The following is a 19,021-nucleotide window of genomic DNA, read 5'->3' as shown; positions in this document are numbered from 1 at the left end:
CTATGATCAGCTTGAACCCATGGTATGTCATATGGACCCATTCTCGGCGGGCTTGATCCTTCGGAACTGAAGGATCTTATTGTTTTATTCGTAAACCGATTCTACATTGCGTAAATCCCTTTGTCGCGTTTTTGTTAAGGCCTCTGCCCGACTAACGGCTATGCTCTGTTGACCCTTCAGCGTAGCCCTTCAACGTAGCCACCCAGCATGCCCCTTACAGCCAAACACCGCAGCGTCTTCAGTCGGCGCACCCTGCTACCGCTGGTGGTCGGCATGGTGCCGGTAGTGAGCGGCCTGGCGATCATGAGCTGGCAGATCGAACGGGAAATGCAGGCCAGCAGCCACGCCACCACGCAGCACGTGCTCGGCCATATCGAACACATCCTCGACAACCTGTCGAGCGCCGCCGACAGCTTGCTGGCGCACACCGATGTCCCCTGCGAGCAAGCCCAGTTGCTGCTGCGCACCCAGGTCACGCGCAATGCCTTCGTGCGCTCCACCAACCTGTTCAGGCACAACAGCATTTTTTGCACGTCGCTGTTCGGCGCATTCGATGAGCCAGTCAACCCCGCCGACTATGTCGATGGCAAACTGTGGCTGATGGATGGCAACTCGATCACCCCCGGCCACCCACTGTTGGTGTACAGGGCCAGCCAAGGGGACCACGGTGCGATCAGCACGGTCGACGGCGATCACCTGCTGACGGCGCTGCGCCTGATAGGCGCCGACGAAGCGCTGTATATCCGCGTCGGCTACGCCTGGATGGGCAAGGACGGCATCGTGCACCATGGCCAGCCGCCGGTCGCTGATCACGCCAATGTGCTGCTGGCCTCCACGCGTTATCCGCTGAGCGTACAGGGCGGGTACAGCGCCGCCGAGCAAAGCCGCCTGTGGCGCAGCCATTACCCTGCCCTGCTCGGCATGCTGCTGGTGCTGGGCGTGATCGCCGGCCTGGTATGCCACTGGCAGGTGCGCCGCGCCAACTCACCCCGCGCCGAGCTGAGGCGGGCGCTGGAGGCCGACGAATTCCTGCCGTACTTCCAGCCGGTGGTACGCAAGGGTGATTACCGCTGGGCCGGCGTCGAAGTGTTGATGCGCTGGAACCACCCTCAAGAGGGGCTGGTACGCCCAGACCTGTTCATCCCCTACGCAGAGCACAGCGGGCAGATCGTGGCCATGACCCGGGCACTGATGATGCACACTGCGCAAGCCCTGGCGCCCTATGCAACGCTGCTGGAGGACGGCTTCCACGTCGGCATCAACATCACGGCCGACCACTGCCGCGACCTGACCTTGCTGGAGGAATGCCGCACGTTCCTGCAGCACTTTCCCCCAGGCCGGGTGGTGCTGACCCTGGAGCTGACCGAGCGCAAGCTCATCGAACCCACGCCCGTGGCGCTCGAGCTGTTCGAAAAGCTCGATGCCATGGGGGTGAAGATCGCACTGGACGACTTTGGTACCGGCCAGTCCAGCCTCAACTACCTGCTTCAGTTCAAGGTCGATTACCTGAAGATCGACCAGCGCTTCGTGGCCATGATCGGTGCCGATGCGCTGTCGGTGCATATCCTGGAAACCATCATCGAATTGTCAGCCAAACTGGGCCTGGGCATTGTCGCCGAAGGCGTGGAAACCGAAACGCAGCGCGATTACCTGGCTCGCCATGGCGTGGACTATCAGCAAGGCTACCTGTTCGCCAGGCCCATGCCTGCAGAGCAGTTTCTCGAAGCGCTGGCCACCCGCCCCGGCGCCTCGCGGTTGCCGCAAGCCGCGCCCCCTGAGATCATTGGCGGCTGACCTAACCGCTCCACTCCTGTATTCGAGGCATTCGTGTCAAAAGGCATTGTTTCATCCGTCGTGGCGTCCTGCATGTTCGCCGTGATGTACTTCTATACCTCGTTACTCAGGCCACTCGATGGCGAAGAGATATTCGGCTGGCGCACGCTGCTGACCCTGCCCTGCCTGACCTTGTTCATGCTGGTTTCGAAAGACTGGAAACGCGTCGGCCAGTTGCTGGGGCGCGTGCGCCGCACGCCGGTGCTACTGCTCGGCATGCTCGGCACTTCGTGGCTGATGGGGGTGCAATTGTGGCTGTTCCTGTGGGCGCCCCTGCACGGGCGCAGCCTGGAAGTGTCGATGGGCTACTTCCTGCTGCCACTGGCCATGGTCCTGACCGGGCGGCTGGTGTACGGCGAGCGCCTGTCACGCCTGCAGGCAGTGGCCGTGGCCTGCGCCGCACTGGGTGTGGGCCACGAACTCTACCAGCATGGCAGTTTCGCCTGGGAAACCCTGGTGGTGGTGACCGGCTACCCCGTCTACTTCGTACTGCGCCGGCGCTGCGGCACCGACCACCTCGGTGGCCTGTGGTGCGACATGTGCCTGCTGCTGCCCTGGGCGCTGTATTTCGTGATGCAGGGACCGCTTTCCAGCGCTGACCTGCAGGCGCACCCAGGGTTGTATGCGCTGATTCCGCTGCTGGGGGCGATCAGCGCCTGCGCCCTGATCGCCTACGTGCTGGCCAGCCGCTTGTTGCCGTTCAGCCTGTTCGGCCTGCTCAGCTACGTCGAGCCCGTGCTGCTGGTGGGCGTGGCGTTGCTGCTGGGCGAAACCATCGGCCCAGACCAGTGGTTGACATACCTGCCGATCTGGGCCGCCGTGCTGGTGCTAGTGCTCGAAGGCGTCAAGCACCTGCTGCGTCAGCGTCGCCGTTCGGTGTAAGGCGCACCTGCCTTACCCGCCGTTCTTCGATCGCCTCCACGGTCAACGTCCAGCCATTGCAACACAGCTGATCACCCACCATTGGCAGGCGGTCGAGCAGGCTCATCACCAGCCCGGCGAGGGTCTGATAGTCCTCGGTGGCCCGGGCGCTGAAGCCGGTACGCGCCTGCACCTGGCTGAGGTTCAAGGCACCACTGACTACGAAACCCTCACCTTCCTCCACGATGCCAGGGCCGTCAACCTCGCTGGCATCCGGCAATTCGCCAGCGATCGACTCCAGGATGTCGGTCATGGTCAGCAGGCCGGTGAAGTCACCGAACTCGTTGACCACGAAGGCAATGTGCGTGGACTGGGCGCGCATCTGCTCCAGGGCGTTGAGGATACTGAAACTTTCCAGCAGGTTCAGCGGTACCCGGGCCATGCCTTCCAAGTCGGGCTGGTTACCCGACAGCAGCTCCTTGAGCAGCTCTTTCTTGTGCACGAAGCCCAAAGGCTCGTCGATTCGGCCGCCGCGTATCAGCGGCAGGCGCGAATACGGCGAGTTGGCCAAGGCCTGGGCAATGGCCTCGGGCGGCTGCGCCAGGTCAATCACATCGACCTCGGTACGTGCGGTCATCACCGTGCGAATCGGCCGCTCGGCCAGGTTCAGCACGCCGCTGATCATCACCCGCTCACGGCGGTCGAACAGCACCTGTTCTTCGCCACCCTCGACCAGGTCGGCGATTTCCTCGCCCACCTCGTCAGCTTCGACGCGGCGGCCGCCCAGCAGGCGCAGCACGGCATGCGCAGTGCGCTCACGCAGCGGCTTGTGCTGCTGCAGGCTGCGCTTGCGCCGGGCGCGCGCCAGCTGGTTGAACAGCTCGATCAGGATCGAGAAGCCAATGGCCGCGTACAGATAGCCTTTGGGTATGTGGAAGCCCAGGCCTTCGGCGGTCAGGCTGAAACCGATCATCATCAGGAAGCCCAGGCACAGCATGATTACCGTGGGGTGGGCGTTGACGAAGCGGGTCAGCGGCTTGCTGGCAACGATCATGATGCCGATCGAGAAAATCACCGCGATCATCATCACCGACAGGTGCTCGACCATACCCACCGCAGTGATCACGGCGTCCAGCGAGAACACCGCATCCAGCACCACGATTTGCGCGACGATTGGCCAGAACGCAGCATGACGCAAGGTGCCGCTGGCTTGGGTCACATGCCCTTCCAGGCGTTCATGCAACTCCATGGTGGCCTTGAACAACAGGAACACACCACCGAACAGCATGATCAGGTCACGGCCAGAGAAGCTCTTGCCGAACACCTCGAACAGCGGTGCCGTGAGGGTGACCATCCAGGAAATGCTGGCCAGCAGGCCCAGACGCATGATCAGCGCCAGGCTCAGACCAATGACCCGGGCACGGTCGCGTTGATGCGGGGGCAGCTTGTCCGCCAGGATGGCGATGAACACCAGGTTGTCGATACCCAGCACCAGCTCGAGGACGATAAGCGTCAACAGGCCTAGCCAGGCCGTAGGATCGGCTAGCCATTCCATTAGCGGGTACTCACGAGGGCAGCGTCACGAGGACGGGGAAGGTTTGGCCAGGACGGCCACGAACTGGGGGGCTCCGCGAAGGTGCTCATATAGACCTTGATAACAATTAGGGAGAATGATGCTACAAGGACATCAGGATTGTCCGACAGCGTAAAACTATTACAAAACCTGTAACAGACCGGCGGGCGGAATGAGGCCGGCCGCTGGGCGCGCATTTCGACGGGTCGCCTGGTGCGGGTACTTTTGTTCAATACACCCCACCCCGCGACCGGCCAGCATAGCCGCCTCACAACAAAATGGATCTCCTTCATGAGCTTGTCCCTCTCCATGGCCGCCTTCGCACTGGCGGCCTCCATCTCCCCCGGCCCGGTCAACATCGTCGCGCTCGGCAGCGGTGCCCGCCATGGCCTGCGGGCCAGCCTGGGCCATGTGACCGGCGCCACGCTGGGCTTCTGTGTGTTGCTGGTGCTGGTCGGCCTGGGCCTGCACCAACTGCTGGTGCGCTGGCCGGTGCTGGGGCTGCTGTTGCACTGGGGCGGTGTGGCGTTTCTGCTGTACATGGCATGGAAACTGGCCAGTGACAGCGGCGAGCTGAGCAGCACGCACCCCGAGCAGGCACCGTCGGCCTGGCACGGCGCCGCCATGCAGTGGCTCAACCCCAAGGCCTGGTTGGCAGCGGTGGCCGGGGTTGGCGCCTACACGGGCGGCGAGCAGCAGCTGCTGTGGCTGTTCACCTGGATCTACGGGCCTATCTGTTTCGTTTCGGTAGCGTGCTGGGCCTGGGCCGGCAGCGTTATCCGCCAGTACCTGGGCAACCCGCGGCATATGCGCCTGCTCAACCGAGGGTTGTCCGTGCTGCTGGTCGGCAGTGCGCTTTACCTGGCGATCTGAAGCCGGCCCAGCCGCCGCCTTTGGCGGCAGGCGCTGCCTAGGCAGGCGTGCACGCTTTGGCGCCAGCATTGCGGTAATGCCCCGGTGTTGCCGCCAGGTGCTGCTTGAAGGCGCGCTGCAAGTGCGCCTGGTCGGCGAAACCGGCTGCTTGTGCCACCTCGGCGATAGCCCGCCCTTGGCGCAGCTGCGCCCGCGCCAGTTGCACGCGCTGGTCGAGCAGATAGCCGTGGGGGGTCAGCCCGAAATGCTGGCCAAACGCGCGGATCAGGTAGGAACGCGAAAGGCCACAGGCAGCACAGATATCCTCAAGCCGCAGTGCATCGCAGCGATGGGCACGGATGAACGCGGCTGCGGCCTCCAGCCGTGGGTTACGCACTTCGGCGGCCTGCGCACTGCCCTGCAGCAGGGCGGGCAATTCGCGGAACAGCGTGGCCAGGCGCGCCTCGCGGTCCGGCACACTGGCATCGAACAGCTCGGCAAAAGCCTGCAACAGCCGCTGGTACAGCACGGCAGAGGTGCTGAGTGTCTGCACCGGCAAGGTGAACCCCAGCGCCTGCAGCCACGGCCAGTCGACGAACAGCATCAGATAGGACCACGGCTCCCCTGCAATCGGGTTGCAGGTATGCACGACCCCAGGGTTCATCAGGACGGTAGTGCCCGCCGCAACCTCATGGCGCTGATCGCCATTGAGGTAGGTGCTGCGCCCACCGGTGATCACCCCAATGGAAAAGCTTTCGTGGGAATGCGCGGCATAGCACACCTGGCGCCCGTCGCCTACCTTGCGGGCCTCGACAAAGGGTAGCGCAGGGTCGCGCCAGAACCGTGATACCTCGATCATTGCCATCCCCAGTTGCCGTGTGCCTGGATACTACACAGTTATTGCGGGAACAGGTCCAGAGTGCGTTCCACTTCACCGATATCGACCCTGAACCCGTCGCCCTCCGGCAGACCGACCACGAAGCCGAAGTGCTGCTGATCACGGTCGGTCAGGTACTTGTAGTAGCTGACGAAGCGGTTCGGCGGCTGCAGCGTCAGCAGGCAGCCGCCGGGCTGCAGCACATTCACGCCATGCACCAGTTGGCTGCCCTCCACGCCAATCACCACCTTGGCCCCGGCGCAGGCGGCGATGATGCTCGGCACATCCGACTTGAGCGGGTTGACGATGCGAAAACCCCGAGTAACTCGCAGGTGCTCGGCAAGCGCCAGCTCGTTGCGCAGCAGGCGCAGGTCACCATCACCGCCGCGCAGCAGGAACACACCCGGGTGCGGCGCATGGGCGACATGCGCCAACAGCTTGTCACCCATGGCACGGTAGCGGGCATGCCGGCTGCGGTTGTTGCTCTGATCGTCGAACAGCACCAGCTCCCGGAAAAACGCACTGCGCAGGCGCAGCGGCTGCATGTCCAACCAGTCTTCGTAGGCCGGCGCCTGGGTGAACAAGGGGTACCTGGCCGACGGTGCCGTAGTCACCGGCACGCCCTCGTTGCAGGCCAGCGCATACGTGGGGCAATCCTCCATCAGCCAGGTGCCGAACCACGAGTTGCCATTCTGCGTGCAGTAGATGGCAGCGCGGTCGATTTCATGGTCCACCACAATGCGCGGGAAAGTGTTCGGCTTCTGCGACAACCAGTGGCTGGCCTTCCCCTTGTACAACGCCCCGTCGACCAGCCAGACATCCTTGATCAGGTAGCCACGGGTGGGCCCTTGCGACGCACTGATGCCACCCTCCATGGTGCGCGCCGGGTGCACGTAGGGGTAGAACCGCTTGCCTTCCCATCCGGTGACCCGCTCCAACTGCCCCGGCAGGTAAATGGCCGGTGGCGACACCGTGGTCTCGCCCGGGGCGATGTCCCAACTTTTGCTGGCAAGGCTCTTGACGTCGATTGGCGGGGTTCTACCCAGCCGTTTGCGGGCGATGTAACGGTAGGCAGCCAGGGTCCAGCTGCGTGGCGCAGCGGCCGACGAAGCATTGAACTGCGAGATGTCGCTTGTCATGAAGCGTCCCCCTTGATGGCGAGGTTCAGCGCATGGCGCAATAGGATGACTCAACGCATCCGTGCGCCCCTTCAACTGCACATGACGCGCTGCATGATGGGGGGTGACTGCTGGTTGGCGTAGCGGTTGCGCAGGGCTTGCACGAAGGTTTCGCCAGTGGCGTTGTCGCCGTAGAGGTAGATCTTGTGCAGGCCGCCGAACACCATCTCATGGTAGCGGCTGGCAACTTCGTCATCACTGGGGCCTGCTGGCAGGCCCAGGTGCAGGGTCAGTTTGTCGCCTTCCATTGCAAACATGGGCGTGTCCCACAGAAACTTCGCCGTACCGGTCTTTGGCAGCCGCACGAACAGGTAAGCATGGTTGCCCAACGAATCGATGTCGCCCCCACGCCGCCGCTTCCACTTCAGCAAGCCGTCGTCCGGGCGCGCCAGGCACAGGCCGATGTCGTAATAATCGAAGCCGTGTTCCAGCGCCCATTCCAGGGCCATGAAGGTGGTGATCGAGTTCACTTCGCGCAACTTCCTGGCGTCTGAAAACACCGCTTCGCAATAGCCGAAGCGCAAGGTGCTCCAGTAACGCTTGCCATCACGCACCACCTCGCAGCCGAGGTGGCAGCCGATAACCTCATCGCCGCAGGTAATCAGGTCGAGCCGCCCGACACTCTGGGCAATGCGGAACACTTCGTCGGTGGGAAACTGCGCCGCATGAATGCCCTGCCTGGCAGTCGCGTACGGCCGCAACAGCTCACGGTCGGCCATGGCAATTTCGTCATCGGCAAGTGCCTGACGCATCTGGTAAAGCGGGCGGTTCTTGCGAATGCTGCGCCGCAGTTCACTGTCGTAGCGCGCGGTGATGTCTTCCAGGGGGCGCCCCAGTGGCACCACGGCGCTCAGATAGTGCGGCACCGACAGCGCGCCAGTGGTGGGCATTTCGCTGATCAGCACCACATGGTCGGCAGGTGCGCTAGCACTGGCGCTTTCCACGATCGCCGCACTGCCCTGGCCCTTGCCGCCAATCAGCAGCTTGGCCATTTCCCGTTGGTGCTTGCGGCCGATGTAAAGGATCTCGTAAGGGCTTTCCTGTTGCAGCCGAAACCTGGCAACTTCCCAGCGCCACAAACAGGCGCGCGCCATTACCTCACGCACTTGGCTGCCCAACTGTCTGATTTCGTAACGGGTGGAGGGCGATATGAATTTTCGCGCCGCTGCGGTCAAGGTCGCTTTCATTTCTTCTTCCACGTCCTTTGAAGTGCCAGGGTGTATCGGAACAAGACAGATAAACAGCGGAAAAACAGCTAACGCATTGATATTCAAAGGTTAGGCCGCACATTAACTTCACATTCAGTAACAATTTAAGGTGGGCGAAATCACTTTGGCAAGTGGCACTTGGCTGGTATTTGTCTGAATTATTCTGGCGTCAAATTTCCTGCCGCCACTGCGTTTAGTTGCAACAGATTGCTATAAGCGTGCCGACATCACGATAACCGGTTACCACTTCGCTATCGATAACTGGCGTTTGATGCCTTCTTTGCATAAAGAGGTGCATCATCATGATAGGCAACAATCCACACCACGCCCTGCTCGCGGCACAACTGCCGCATTGGGCACGCCGTGCCAACCCCGGGCAATGGGGCGCTTTACAGGCCAGTCAACATGCCCCGTGGCAGTTGCAGGACTGGTTCGACAATGCCGCACCCGACCTGCGCGAGGCGGTTATCGCCAGCCACAACCAGTTGCTGCATGCGCAAGCGGCGTTGGCGAAGGCGCTTAAAGGGCTCAAGCAGATCAGTGAGTTTGCCGAGCCACTGCTAAAAGGCCGCCTGGCAGAACATGGGCTGGACACGCCCTTGCTCCACACCCAACTACTGCGGGTCGAGCATGATTGGCATTGGCTGGGGCTGCGTCATCTTTACAGCCATCGTCGCGATAGCCTGCTGCAGGCTGCCCTGCAGAACTTCGCCGATGATGAAACCTTCACACCCGAAAGTGCCATTGCCCTGGGTAGTGATATACAGGTGGTTGCAGTTGAAGTACCCGGCACGGTACCGATTGGCATGCAAGCGCCCCCAGCACACTTCACCCTGCGCTCCGAGCGCTACCTGGTGAAGCGCCTGCCGCTGGCACCCCAGGCATTCGCGGCGCTGTGCCGGGAGCTGGACCTGGGCGGCACCTACCAGACCCACCTGGAGCAGCAGCTGGCCCGGCCCGAAACCCGGGCACTGGCTGTGCGCGCGCAGCAAGCACGCTTGCGCCTGGCCGCCGACCTGGCCTACCTGCGGCACCTGCTGGACGGGGCCTCACGGGACGAAATCCAGCGGCTGCTGCAAGGGCACCCCGTGCAATGTTGGCAGCTGGCGCTGTTCGGCATCACCCTGCACGAGGTCATGCTGATCGATGCCGGCGCGCACGGGCTGGTGTTGCATATGCCGGGCCACGAACCGGCCCTGCACCCGTGCAGTGACCTGGCGGCGGTGCACGCCACACTGGCAACCCTGCTGGTGGAACCCGCTGAACGCCAGGCATTCGCCGCCTACATCCGGCAGGATGAACAGGCGCACTTCTTCGACATGCTGCAGCAGAACCTGGATGCGGCCGGCAACACCACCTTCGACCGCCCATGGCCACGCGCAGCGCAGGCTGACCTGCGCCTGACCCGCCAGGCGATCACGAGCGAACCGTTCGGCTACTGCCATGACCAGTATCTGCTGCGCCTCAAGCATGAGGCCAGCCTGCTGGCCGTGCCCACCGCAGCAGCGGACGCCAGCGCCAGGGCCAGGCGGCTCGAAGCGTGGGAAAACCTGGGCTGGGACGCGCTCAATGCCGCCGCATTCTTCGTGCCCGGTGTCGGCACCTTGATGCTGGCGGTGACCGCCTGCCAGCTGCTGGGTGAAGCGGTGGAAGGCTATGAGGACTGGCAAGCAGGCGACCGCCAGCTGGCCCTGCGACACCTCGAAGCGATTGGCCTGAACCTGGCCCTGCTCGGTGGCTTCGTGGCGGCGGGCCAGGCGCTGCCTAAACTGTTCGACAGCCCCTTGATGGACAGCTTGCAGGAGGTGCGCAGCAATGATGGGCGCTACCGGCTGTGGAACCAGGACCTGGCACCTTACCGCAGTGACGTGCAACTGCCGGCCGACGTGCATGCCAATGCCCAGGGCCAGTACCTGCATGAGGGGCGCCTGTTCATCCGGATGGACCGCCACCTCTACGAACAACGCTTCGATGACGCCCGGCAACAATGGCGCATCGTTCATCCGCAAGCAGCCGAAGCCTGGCAGCCGCCACTGGAGCACAACACCCAAGGCGCCTGGCGCGGCGAACACGAGCAACCCGGTGATTGGGCGCTGGAGACAAGCGTACGCCGCCTGGGCGAGGCCTACGCCGCCTTTACCCCAGAGCAGGTCGAACACGCCGGCCGCATCTGCGGCATCGACAGCGAGCAGCTGCGCCAGGTGCATGTCGAAGGGCTGCCACCGCCCCCGCTGCTGCTCGACACCCTGCAACGCCTGAATGCGCAAGCCGCGGTGCAGGCCCTTGGCGACAGCGCACCGCCTGGGCTTTTCCAGCATCTTTACGAGGGTAATGGCGCGGTAGCGCCGGCGGTGCAGCAGTTTCTCGACACCTACCCACGGCTAACGTCCACCCTGGCCCGGCGCATGCTGATGCGCTTGAACGCCGCCGACACCGCTGCCTGGCAAGCGCATGGCAAGCTCCCTGCGTGGTTTGGCATGCAGCTGCAACAGCTGGACAGTGAATTGCCACTGGTGCGTGCCCTCGAGGGTGTGGTGCAACCGGCGTTTGCCAACGACGACAGCGAACGGTTGTTGTTCAGTGCACTCGACGCTCTGCCAGGCTGGCCCCGCGACCTGAGCCTGCAACTGCGCGCAGCCAGCCCTCAAGGGCCGCTGCTGGCGCGGGTTGGCAGTGAACACGCCGGCAGGCAAAGCCGGGTCATCAAGTCGGCCGAAGGCTACGAAGCTGACCTGGGTCAGCGGCCTGCCCCGGCAAAACGGGATCGGGACCTTTGCCGTGCGGTGGCGCAGGCGCTGCCAGCGCATGCCCGGCAATCTCTGGGTACGGCTACCGACGGCAATGCCTTACGCGAGCACCTGCTAGGCTGGGTTGCCGAACACCGACAGACCCTGCCACAGCGCCTGTGGGGGCCGCGGGCCGTGCAGCCCAGGCCAACGGGTGGCTTGCGCGGCGGTCGCCCGCTGGCGCCGCTTGCGCCTGAGCCCCGGCAAACCGGTTCCGTAGAAGGCGCTTATCGGCGGATCTACCCCAATGCCAGCGATGCCGAAATCCAGGCCTGGCTGGGCCATGACGAGGACGAGCCATTGGCCGACGACCTGAGCTCGACCACCCAACGCCTGCGCGATCTGCACCAGCGCCTGCAAGACCTGCGCGGCGACCTGCAACGCTGGGTGCAGGCAGACCCTGCGCGCGCAGCGCAGCGCCAGCCCGCGGTACGCCCATTGGTCAACGCCTGGCGGCGCCTTTCAACCCTGCCTTTTGCCGCCACGGGGCGCATGTACAGCCTTGAGCTTTCCGGCCTGGGGCTGAACGACGAGGACCTGGCAAGCCTGGCGCTGCCGGATGATTTCGCTCATATCGAGCATCTTTCGCTCAGCCAGAACAGTGAGTTGAGCCACCTGCCGGCATCGCTTGCGCAGCGCTTCCCCAACCTCAGGCGCCTGATGCTGTCGGACTGCCGCTTAGACCGTGTACCGCGCCTGCCCCAGCCGTGGCAATTGCACTGGCTGGACCTGGACAGCAACCGCATTACCTGGGATGCCAGCGCCCAGCGAACACTGGACCGCTACACGCGGCTGGTGCAACTGGACCTGTCGGACAACCCGCTGATCAGCGCACCGGACCTGCGCAATCTTGCGCAACTGAAAACCTTGTTCCTGTCCGGTTGCAGCCTCGTCGAGCTGCCGCAAGGCCTGGACCAGATCAGCGAACCGTTCGTGCTGGACCTGGCTTCCAACCAGTTCCAGCACCTGCCTGCAAACTTCGCGGTCACCCGGCCTGTCGCCGATGCCTTGCGCCTTGAAAGCGAGTGGCTGGGCGCGCCCGTGCGGGCTCAGATCGATGCCTACAACGCCGCGCACCAGGTCGACCTGCTGGTCAGCGAAAGCGACTACCTGGATTTCTTCGACGAAACAGGCCCCGACGAAGCGGCGCTGTGGCAGCGCCTGCCGCTGCCGTACCGCCGTGACCTCAGGGCATTGCTGGACATGGAGCCATTCCAGTCTCAACCGCAGCATGCACGCGTGGAGTTCTGGCGACGGCTGGCCGTGCTCGACGCCGATCCGGCGCTGCGCCAGCAAGGCCTGATGCGCCCGGCCCAGGCACTGTTCACCCTGGCGCTCTGAGCAATCCGCAGCGCCTGGTCGAAACACCAGGCGCTGCGCTCACGGGTGTACCACACTGGTGTTTTTCCCGGCGCCGGTGCATGCTCAGTGCTGAAGCGATTCACCTGGCTTGAAATCCGCCCTGTAACGTGAGGTGCAGTAACCATGGACCGTCTGCTCGATTCACTCTTCCCCACCGCTGATAGCATCCCGGAAACCTGGCGCCTGGGGGGCCCACTGGAACAACGCGAATACCTGGTCAACGGGCAACTGCGACGCTGGGAAGGCCCGCTGGCCACGGTGCGCAGCCCCGTGTGGCTCAAGCAGGGTGACGAGGAACAGCAGGTCATACTGGGCAGCGCACCCTTGCTCGATGCCGATACCGCCCTCACCGCCCTCGATGCCGCCGTGCAGGCCTACGACAAGGGCCGTGGCGCCTGGCCGAACATGCGGGTGGCCGAGCGTATCCAGCACGTGGAGACCTTCCTCGCCCGTATGCGCGAACAGCGCCAGGCGGTGGTCAAGTTGCTGATGTGGGAGATCGGCAAGAACCTCAAGGACTCGGAAAAGGAATTCGACCGTACCTGCGACTACATCGTCGATACCATCAACGCCCTCAAAGACCTCGACCGCCGCTCCAGCCGCTTCGAACTGGAACAAGGCACGCTGGGCCAGATCCGCCGGGCCCCGCTTGGCGTGGCGCTGTGCATGGGCCCCTACAACTACCCGCTGAACGAAACCTTCACCACGCTGATCCCGGCGCTGATCATGGGTAACACCGTGGTGTTCAAACCGGCCAAGTTCGGCGTGCTGCTGATCCGCCCGCTGCTCGAGGCGTTCCGCGACAGCTTCCCGCCTGGGGTGATCAACGTCATCTACGGGCGCGGCCGCGAAACGGTCAGCGCACTGATGGCCAGTGGCAAGGTCGACGTGTTCGCCTTCATCGGCACGCACAAGGCTGCCAGCGACCTGAAAAAACTGCACCCACGCCCGCACCGCCTGCGCGCGGCCCTGGGCCTGGATGCCAAGAACCCGGGCATCGTGCTGCCGCAGGTCGACCTCGACAACGCGGTCGAAGAAGCGGTGACCGGTGCGCTGTCCTTCAACGGCCAGCGCTGCACGGCCCTGAAGATCCTGTTTGTGCACGAGGACGTGGTCGAGGCGTTCCTCGACAAGTTCCAGCGCAAGCTGGCCGCGCTCAAGCCCGGCATGCCGTGGGAACCTGGGGTGGCCCTGACACCCCTGCCCGAACCCGGCAAGGTCGACTACCTCGATGGCCTGGTCGCCGATGCCAGGGCCAAGGGCGCCCAGGTACTCAACGAAGGCGGCGGCCACAGCCGCGGCTCGTTCTTCTTCCCGGCACTGTTGTACCCGGTCAACCCCAGCATGCGGGTGTACCACGAAGAACAGTTCGGCCCGCTGGTACCGGTGGTGCCCTACCGCGACCTGCAAACGGTGATCGACTATGTGCTGGACTCAGACTACGGCCAGCAACTGAGCCTGTTCGGCAACGACCCGCAGACCATCGGCAGCCTGGTCGATATATTCGCCAACCAGGTCGGGCGCATCAACATCAACGCGCAATGCCAGCGTGGCCCTGACACCTACCCGTTCAACGGCCGCAAGAACAGCGCCGAAGGCACGTTGTCGGTGGATGATGCCTTGCGGGTATTCTCGATCCGTACCTTGGTCGCCACACGCTTCCAGGACGCCAACAAGGAACTGATCAGCGACATCATTCGCAATCGCCAGTCCAGTTTCCTGACCACGGACTACATCTTCTGACCGCTCGCTTTTGCGCCTGCATGACCGATTCCCGGCAACAGGGCACCGCACCGGTGCCCATTGCCCAGGAGCATCGACTCGGCGGTAACCGAGCGGCCAGTTGAAAGCGGCAGCGCTTTGCTTGAAGCTTGAGGCTCGTAGCTTGGAGCTGCTTCATGCGAATCATCGACAAAACCGCCACCCAGGTGCGCAGCCTGACCCCTGCCGAAGAAGAGCTGCTGGTCGGCTTTGCCACCGGCACCCTGGTTGGCCCGCGCCTGCTGCAGGCCAACCAGCTGCTGATGAAGGTGCGCAATGCCAACCAGTGGCTGGCCTGCGATTGCCGTAACGACGCCTTGCCGGTGCTCAATGTCACGCTCAATGGCAACACCGGCACGTTGTTCCTGAAGAACAACCCGGGGACCGCCGAGCATACGGCCGGTTGCCCCTTCAGCAAAGACGAGCGCGAAGCCGCCGAGCGCGAAAACGACCCCGCGCCACCCGCCGCCTGGCTGCCACCCGACACGCCCCTGCGGCTGATTGGTGATTTCCGTGCCGGCGGCGCTGGCGACGGTGGCGAAGGCAGCGAGCGACGCGCACAGCAGCGCCTGCTGGCGCTGTTGCTGACCTGGATTGAGACCAGTGGCCTGAACCTGTATGCCACGCACCTGAAGAAGGACCTGACCGGGCAGTTTGCCGAACTGCGCAGCGTGGCAAGCCGCTACCCGCTGCTGGAGCGGGTGCCGGCCAGCAACTACCTGGAAACCCGCCTGGACATGAAGCACATGATGATGCTCAAGGCGCGGTTGCGCGAAGCCAAGGTGTTCGGCAACCACCGCCGGCACGGCCTGTTGCTTGACTGCGTCGATCAGATCAAGGGGCGCAAGCTGTTCAACAACCGCAACGAAGACGGGTTCGATTTCCAGGGGCATCACTTGTACTGGGGCGGCAGCCGCACCAGCGGACCGCTGCTGGCACTGATGCTGTACTCGCCGACCAGTGCCGGCAGCCATTACTACGAGCTGATCCATGTGGCCAGCGTACCCGTGCTGTCCCGCGCCCACCTGTTCCCCGTGTACCGCGACGAGGAGCGCGAGCCGCTCAAGGCGTTGGTGTCGCTGGTCGACTGGATGGCCAGCAAGGGTGTGAAAGTGCAGATGCGTCGGCCGGTGATCGGCGGCGCGCTGGCAGACGAGTTGGTGATGACCTCGGATCAGGACCGGGTTTTGTCGATATCGCTCCTGGAGCAACCGCTGGGCCCCGAGCCGGACGCGGAGAACTTCAAGCGCTACGCCGATTTCAAGAGCCCGGAAACCTTCCGCAAGTTCGTTGCCGGGTTCTTCATGCGCGAACGCTGAACATCGCCTGTTGTTCGCACCCATTGGCGCCATGGGCCAGCCTGCACTAGCGTTGTGCTACCAGCCAGGCAAAACGTTCATGCGGAGCCCCAACCCATCATGCCGGACCTGCGCCCGAACCCGACGCTGTGCCTGCAGTACCGCGCCGAGCAGCCTATTCACCAAGCCTTCCTGCAACAGGCTGAGCGTTGCCCCGAAGCCCCTGCAATCATCACCGCGCACAGGCTTTGCACGTACGCCCAGCTGGCGCAGATCAGCCAAGGTATCGCTGCGTATTTGCTGGAAATAACCGTCAATAGTGACGATCGTGTGCTGATTGTTGCCGAGCGGGGCGCGGCGCTGGTCTACGCCATGCTTGGCTGCCTGCGCGCCGGGCGGGCGTTCAGCGTGGCCGATGCGGCCTACCCTCCCGCCCGCCTGCAGCAGCTCGCCAGCAGCTTGGCACCTCGGGTAGTCCTGCGCTGTGGCCAGGCACACGTCGAAGCCGCAGACGCCTGTGTGGTAACTGTGCCTCAGGACCCGGTCGAGGCACTGCATGCGTTTGACCGGCCAACGGCGCAACTGCCCGCGGTCAGCGCAGGGCAACCGGCCTACATCACCTTCACCTCGGGCAGCACCGGCGAGCCCAAGGCGATCGTTACCCATCACGCGCCGCTGGTGCACTTCATCGACTGGCATGTGCACCAGCACGGGCTGACCCAGGCCGACACGTTCTCGTTACTGTCCGGCCTCGGCCACGACCCGGTTTACCGCGATGTGTTCACGCCACTGTCGCTGGGCGCCAGCATTGCCTGCCCGGCCCAGGCCAGCCTTACCGACCCTGCACAGCTGGCCAGCTGGATTGGGTTGCATCGTGTCAGCGTCATTCACCTCACCCCACCGCTGGGCAAGCTTATCGAGACCGGCGCGCAGCTGCAGGGCCATCTGTTCAGGCAACTGCGCTACCTGTTCTGGGGCGGCGATGCACTCAGCCCGGCGCTGTACCAGCAGATGCGTGCCGTGGCGCCGAATGCCGTCAACGTGAATTTCTATGGCACCACCGAAACCCCGCAAGCCATGGCGTACCACACGCTCGACCCGACCGCGGAACAGGCCCGGGTGCCCTTGGGCAAAGGCATCGCCGATGCGCAACTGCTGGTCGTGAACGCGGCCGGGCAACTGGTGGGCGAAGGTGAAACCGGCGAAATCCTGATCCGCAGTCCCTACCTGTCCCTTGGTTATTGGGGCGACCCGGCGCTGACCGAAGCCAGGTTCATCACCAACCCGTTCACCGGGCTGGCCAGCGACCGCTGCTACCGCACTGGCGACCTGGGCACTTACCTGGCCGATGGCAGTGCCTGTTTCCTCGGCCGGGCTGACGGCCAGGTGAAAGTGCGGGGGCACCGCGTGGAACTGGCGGAGATAGAAAACACCATCAGCCGCCTGCCTGCCGTCCGGCAGTGCGTAGTACTGGCCAACCATGACCACCCACTGCCCCGCCTGATTGCCTACTGCGTGTCGCATCAGCCAGCCAGCGCCGACGACCTGCGCCTGGCTGTCGCCCGCCAGTTGCCGGACTACATGGTGCCGGCACTGTTCATCTTCGTGCAGGCCATACCGCTCACCCCGAACGGCAAGGTCGACAAACGCGCCCTGCCCGCCCCGGTTCAAGCGCCGACCAGCCAACCCTCGTCAGCGCTGGCCGAGAAGCTGTGCAGCGAGTGGGCACGAATACTGCGGGTGCCGCGCCTGGACCCACGCTTGAGCTTTGTCGAGTTGGGCGGTGACTCGCTTTCATTCGTACAGGCCTCGAGGGTGCTCGAGCGGTTGATCGGCCACCTGCCAGATCGTTGGGAAAGCCTGTCGGTCAACCGCCTGGCTGAGCTCAGCGCACCGCATGAAGGCGGGTGGCGGGTCATGGAGATGCCTGTGTTCGTGCGTATGCTCGCCATCATCCTGATCGTGGTCGGCCACCTCAGCGGCATGACCCCTTGGCCGATCGTGGGCGAAACGTCGGTACTGTTCCTGGTCTCTGGCATCAGCCTGGCGCGTTTCCAGCTCAAGGCCATTGAAACCCGGGGGGATGCACGCACACTGCTGCCGTCCCTGGCCGCCATCGTGGTGCCGACCGTGCTGTATACCGCGCTACTGCAACTGGTGTTCGACCGGGTGCACTGGCAATCGCTGCTGTTGGTGTCCAACTGGTTTGCGACCGGCGAGGTTGGCCTGTTCAACTACTGGTATATCGAAGTGCTGGTGCAGATGATCGTGATCATTGGCCTGGTGCTGTCGAGCAAGCGGGTACGCCAGGCCGTTAACGCCGCCCCGTTCCGCTGGCTGATCCTGGCTGCCTGTACGCTGGTAGCGGTGGATGTGTTGCTCAACCGCTGGGTGTTCGACGCCAGTGGCCTGCTGCACCGGGTGCCGCAACACTTCCTGGCGGTGATGGTGCTGGGCATGGCCGTGCACCATGCCGATACCCCCGCCCGCAAAGCGGTGGCCAGCGCGGTAGCGGTGCTGGTGGTCGCAGAACTGGACCTGATGGCGGTGGCCGGTATTGGCTGGCAGGCCGTCACCCACTATGTCGATATTGCCTTGCCGGCGATGCTGGCGCTGATCTGGCTGCGCGCAGTCCCCGTACCGGCCTGGCTGGCACGTGCGGGTGCAGTGATTGCTTCGGCCACCCTGTTCATCTACCTGACGCACTTCCAGTTCCAGTCGGTGGCGGACCGTATCGCCCCGAACCTGCTGTTCGAGGTTGCCTTGGCCATCGCCGGGGGCGTGGCGGTGAGTGTGGCCTGGAATACCGCCACGCGCTGGCTGCTCAGCCGCTGGCGCGCTGGCCGAAAAACGCGCGGGGATGATGACGGGGTGCAACGCGTGACCTAGCCCGCCAGTTCAGCCAGGACTTCAGCCGACGTGGTGACCTGGCGGAAGTGGTGCTGCCATAGCTCGATGCCAAGCTTGCCGGAACGGTCCAGCGAGGAGCCGACCGTCATGTCGGTGACCAGGGTAGGCATCAGCCCGGCATCGAACAGGGCAAAGCCGGCGGCCAGCACACAGGTTTCGGTCTGCAGGCCACACACCAGCACGCGCTCCACGCCCATTTGCCGGATGTGGGCGATCGCTTCGGCACTTTGCCCGTAGCCATGCTTGACGAACACCTGGTCAGCCTCCACCAGGCTTTCGTCCTCTGCCGCCGGGTGCCAGCCGAGCTGGCGTGCAAACGGCGTGACCCGCTCGTCGTGCAGTTCGACCGAGGCTACGGTAGGAATATTGGCTGACAACCGACGCAGCCCATCGACCAGCCACTCGGGCGGGCTGAAGGTGGACTGGACATCGACGATTAACAACACCTGGCGCATGGGCGAATTCCGGCACGGGCAAAAGCGCGCAGTATAACGCGCCTGCACGGCTGCTGTGGCTGCCCAC

At 63.9% G+C, this 19,021-nt stretch carries 12 protein-coding genes; 7 read left to right on the top strand and 5 right to left on the bottom strand.

Features of this window, described 5'->3' with window-relative positions; translation table 11 throughout:
- The first annotated feature begins 207 nt into the window (after positions 1-207).
- Together QME24_RS04355 and rarD are read left to right on the top strand one after the other, a co-directional pair.
- Complete coding sequence (locus tag QME24_RS04355) at positions 208-1,794, top strand: EAL domain-containing protein (RefSeq protein ID WP_280091293.1); 1,587 nt, start codon at positions 208-210, stop codon at positions 1,792-1,794.
- 33 nt (positions 1,795-1,827) lie between these two features.
- The gene (gene rarD, locus QME24_RS04350) at positions 1,828-2,715 is read left to right on the top strand and encodes an EamA family transporter RarD (protein ID WP_235768810.1); all 888 of its coding nucleotides are present in this window, start codon (positions 1,828-1,830) and stop codon (positions 2,713-2,715) included.
- Here rarD and QME24_RS04345 read toward each other — a convergent pair.
- Entirely contained in the window at positions 2,678-4,249 is a 1,572-nt protein-coding gene (locus tag QME24_RS04345; RefSeq protein ID WP_235768809.1) for a TerC family protein, read from the bottom strand. The genes rarD and QME24_RS04345 overlap by 38 nt on opposite strands.
- 309 nt (positions 4,250-4,558) lie before the next feature.
- On the opposite strand from QME24_RS04345, the gene QME24_RS04340 reads away from it, so the two are divergent.
- Positions 4,559-5,140, top strand: a complete 582-nt coding sequence (locus tag QME24_RS04340) for a LysE family translocator (protein ID WP_054903821.1) — start codon at positions 4,559-4,561, stop codon at positions 5,138-5,140.
- 37 nt (positions 5,141-5,177) lie between these two features.
- Here QME24_RS04340 and QME24_RS04335 read toward each other — a convergent pair whose 3' ends face one another.
- From QME24_RS04335 to QME24_RS04325, 3 genes are all read right to left on the bottom strand, one after another.
- Positions 5,178-5,978: an AraC family transcriptional regulator gene (locus QME24_RS04335; protein WP_054903866.1), complete on the bottom strand. Its 801-nt coding sequence runs from the start codon at positions 5,976-5,978 to the stop codon at positions 5,178-5,180.
- A gap of 38 nt (positions 5,979-6,016) precedes the next feature.
- Positions 6,017-7,135, bottom strand: a complete 1,119-nt coding sequence (locus tag QME24_RS04330; protein WP_054903820.1) for a glycosyltransferase family 61 protein — start codon at positions 7,133-7,135, stop codon at positions 6,017-6,019.
- Between the two features lie 71 nt (positions 7,136-7,206).
- Entirely contained in the window at positions 7,207-8,361 is a 1,155-nt protein-coding gene (locus QME24_RS04325; RefSeq protein WP_009685564.1) for a hypothetical protein, read from the bottom strand.
- 323 nt (positions 8,362-8,684) lie between these two features.
- Between QME24_RS04325 and QME24_RS04320 the strand changes: the two genes are divergently transcribed.
- The 4 genes from QME24_RS04320 (at position 8,685) to QME24_RS04305 (ending at position 18,478) form a co-directional block, all read left to right on the top strand.
- Complete coding sequence (locus QME24_RS04320) at positions 8,685-12,509, top strand: DUF6543 domain-containing protein (RefSeq protein ID WP_280091294.1); 3,825 nt, start codon at positions 8,685-8,687, stop codon at positions 12,507-12,509.
- Between the two features lie 144 nt (positions 12,510-12,653).
- Positions 12,654-14,273, top strand: a complete 1,620-nt coding sequence (locus tag QME24_RS04315) for an NADP-dependent glyceraldehyde-3-phosphate dehydrogenase (RefSeq protein ID WP_054903818.1) — start codon at positions 12,654-12,656, stop codon at positions 14,271-14,273.
- 155 nt (positions 14,274-14,428) lie between these two features.
- On the top strand, positions 14,429-15,610 hold the full coding sequence (locus QME24_RS04310) for a hypothetical protein (protein WP_280091295.1): 1,182 nt from the start codon (positions 14,429-14,431) through the stop codon (positions 15,608-15,610).
- A 99-nt stretch (positions 15,611-15,709) separates the two neighbouring features.
- A complete protein-coding gene (locus QME24_RS04305) occupies positions 15,710-18,478 on the top strand; it encodes an amino acid adenylation domain-containing protein (protein WP_280091296.1) in 2,769 nt (922 codons plus the stop codon).
- On the opposite strand, the gene QME24_RS04300 is transcribed toward QME24_RS04305, so the two are convergent.
- Entirely contained in the window at positions 18,475-18,954 is a 480-nt protein-coding gene (locus QME24_RS04300; protein ID WP_054903815.1) for an isochorismatase family protein, read from the bottom strand. The two genes, QME24_RS04305 and QME24_RS04300, sit on opposite strands and share 4 nt — an antisense overlap.
- Between the last annotated feature and the right edge of the window lie 67 nt (positions 18,955-19,021).

Source organism: Pseudomonas sp. PARCl1 (assembly GCF_947311875.1).
GTDB lineage: Bacteria > Pseudomonadota > Gammaproteobacteria > Pseudomonadales > Pseudomonadaceae > Aquipseudomonas > Aquipseudomonas juntendi.
This window is presented reverse-complemented; position numbering and strand designations above follow the sequence as displayed.

Coding starts and splice junctions, on each gene's coding strand:
- QME24_RS04310 (WP_280091295.1), top strand. CDS start 14,429: ATGCGAATCATCGACAAAACCGCCACCCAGGTGCGCAGCCTGACCCCT.
- QME24_RS04315 (WP_054903818.1), top strand. CDS start 12,654: ATGGACCGTCTGCTCGATTCACTCTTCCCCACCGCTGATAGCATCCCG.
- QME24_RS04345 (WP_235768809.1), bottom strand. CDS start 4,249: ATGGAATGGCTAGCCGATCCTACGGCCTGGCTAGGCCTGTTGACGCTT.
- QME24_RS04335 (WP_054903866.1), bottom strand. CDS start 5,978: ATGATCGAGGTATCACGGTTCTGGCGCGACCCTGCGCTACCCTTTGTC.
- QME24_RS04340 (WP_054903821.1), top strand. CDS start 4,559: ATGAGCTTGTCCCTCTCCATGGCCGCCTTCGCACTGGCGGCCTCCATC.
- QME24_RS04355 (WP_280091293.1), top strand. CDS start 208: ATGCCCCTTACAGCCAAACACCGCAGCGTCTTCAGTCGGCGCACCCTG.
- QME24_RS04330 (WP_054903820.1), bottom strand. CDS start 7,135: ATGACAAGCGACATCTCGCAGTTCAATGCTTCGTCGGCCGCTGCGCCA.
- QME24_RS04320 (WP_280091294.1), top strand. CDS start 8,685: ATGATAGGCAACAATCCACACCACGCCCTGCTCGCGGCACAACTGCCG.
- QME24_RS04300 (WP_054903815.1), bottom strand. CDS start 18,954: ATGCGCCAGGTGTTGTTAATCGTCGATGTCCAGTCCACCTTCAGCCCG.
- QME24_RS04305 (WP_280091296.1), top strand. CDS start 15,710: ATGCCGGACCTGCGCCCGAACCCGACGCTGTGCCTGCAGTACCGCGCC.
- QME24_RS04325 (WP_009685564.1), bottom strand. CDS start 8,361: ATGAAAGCGACCTTGACCGCAGCGGCGCGAAAATTCATATCGCCCTCC.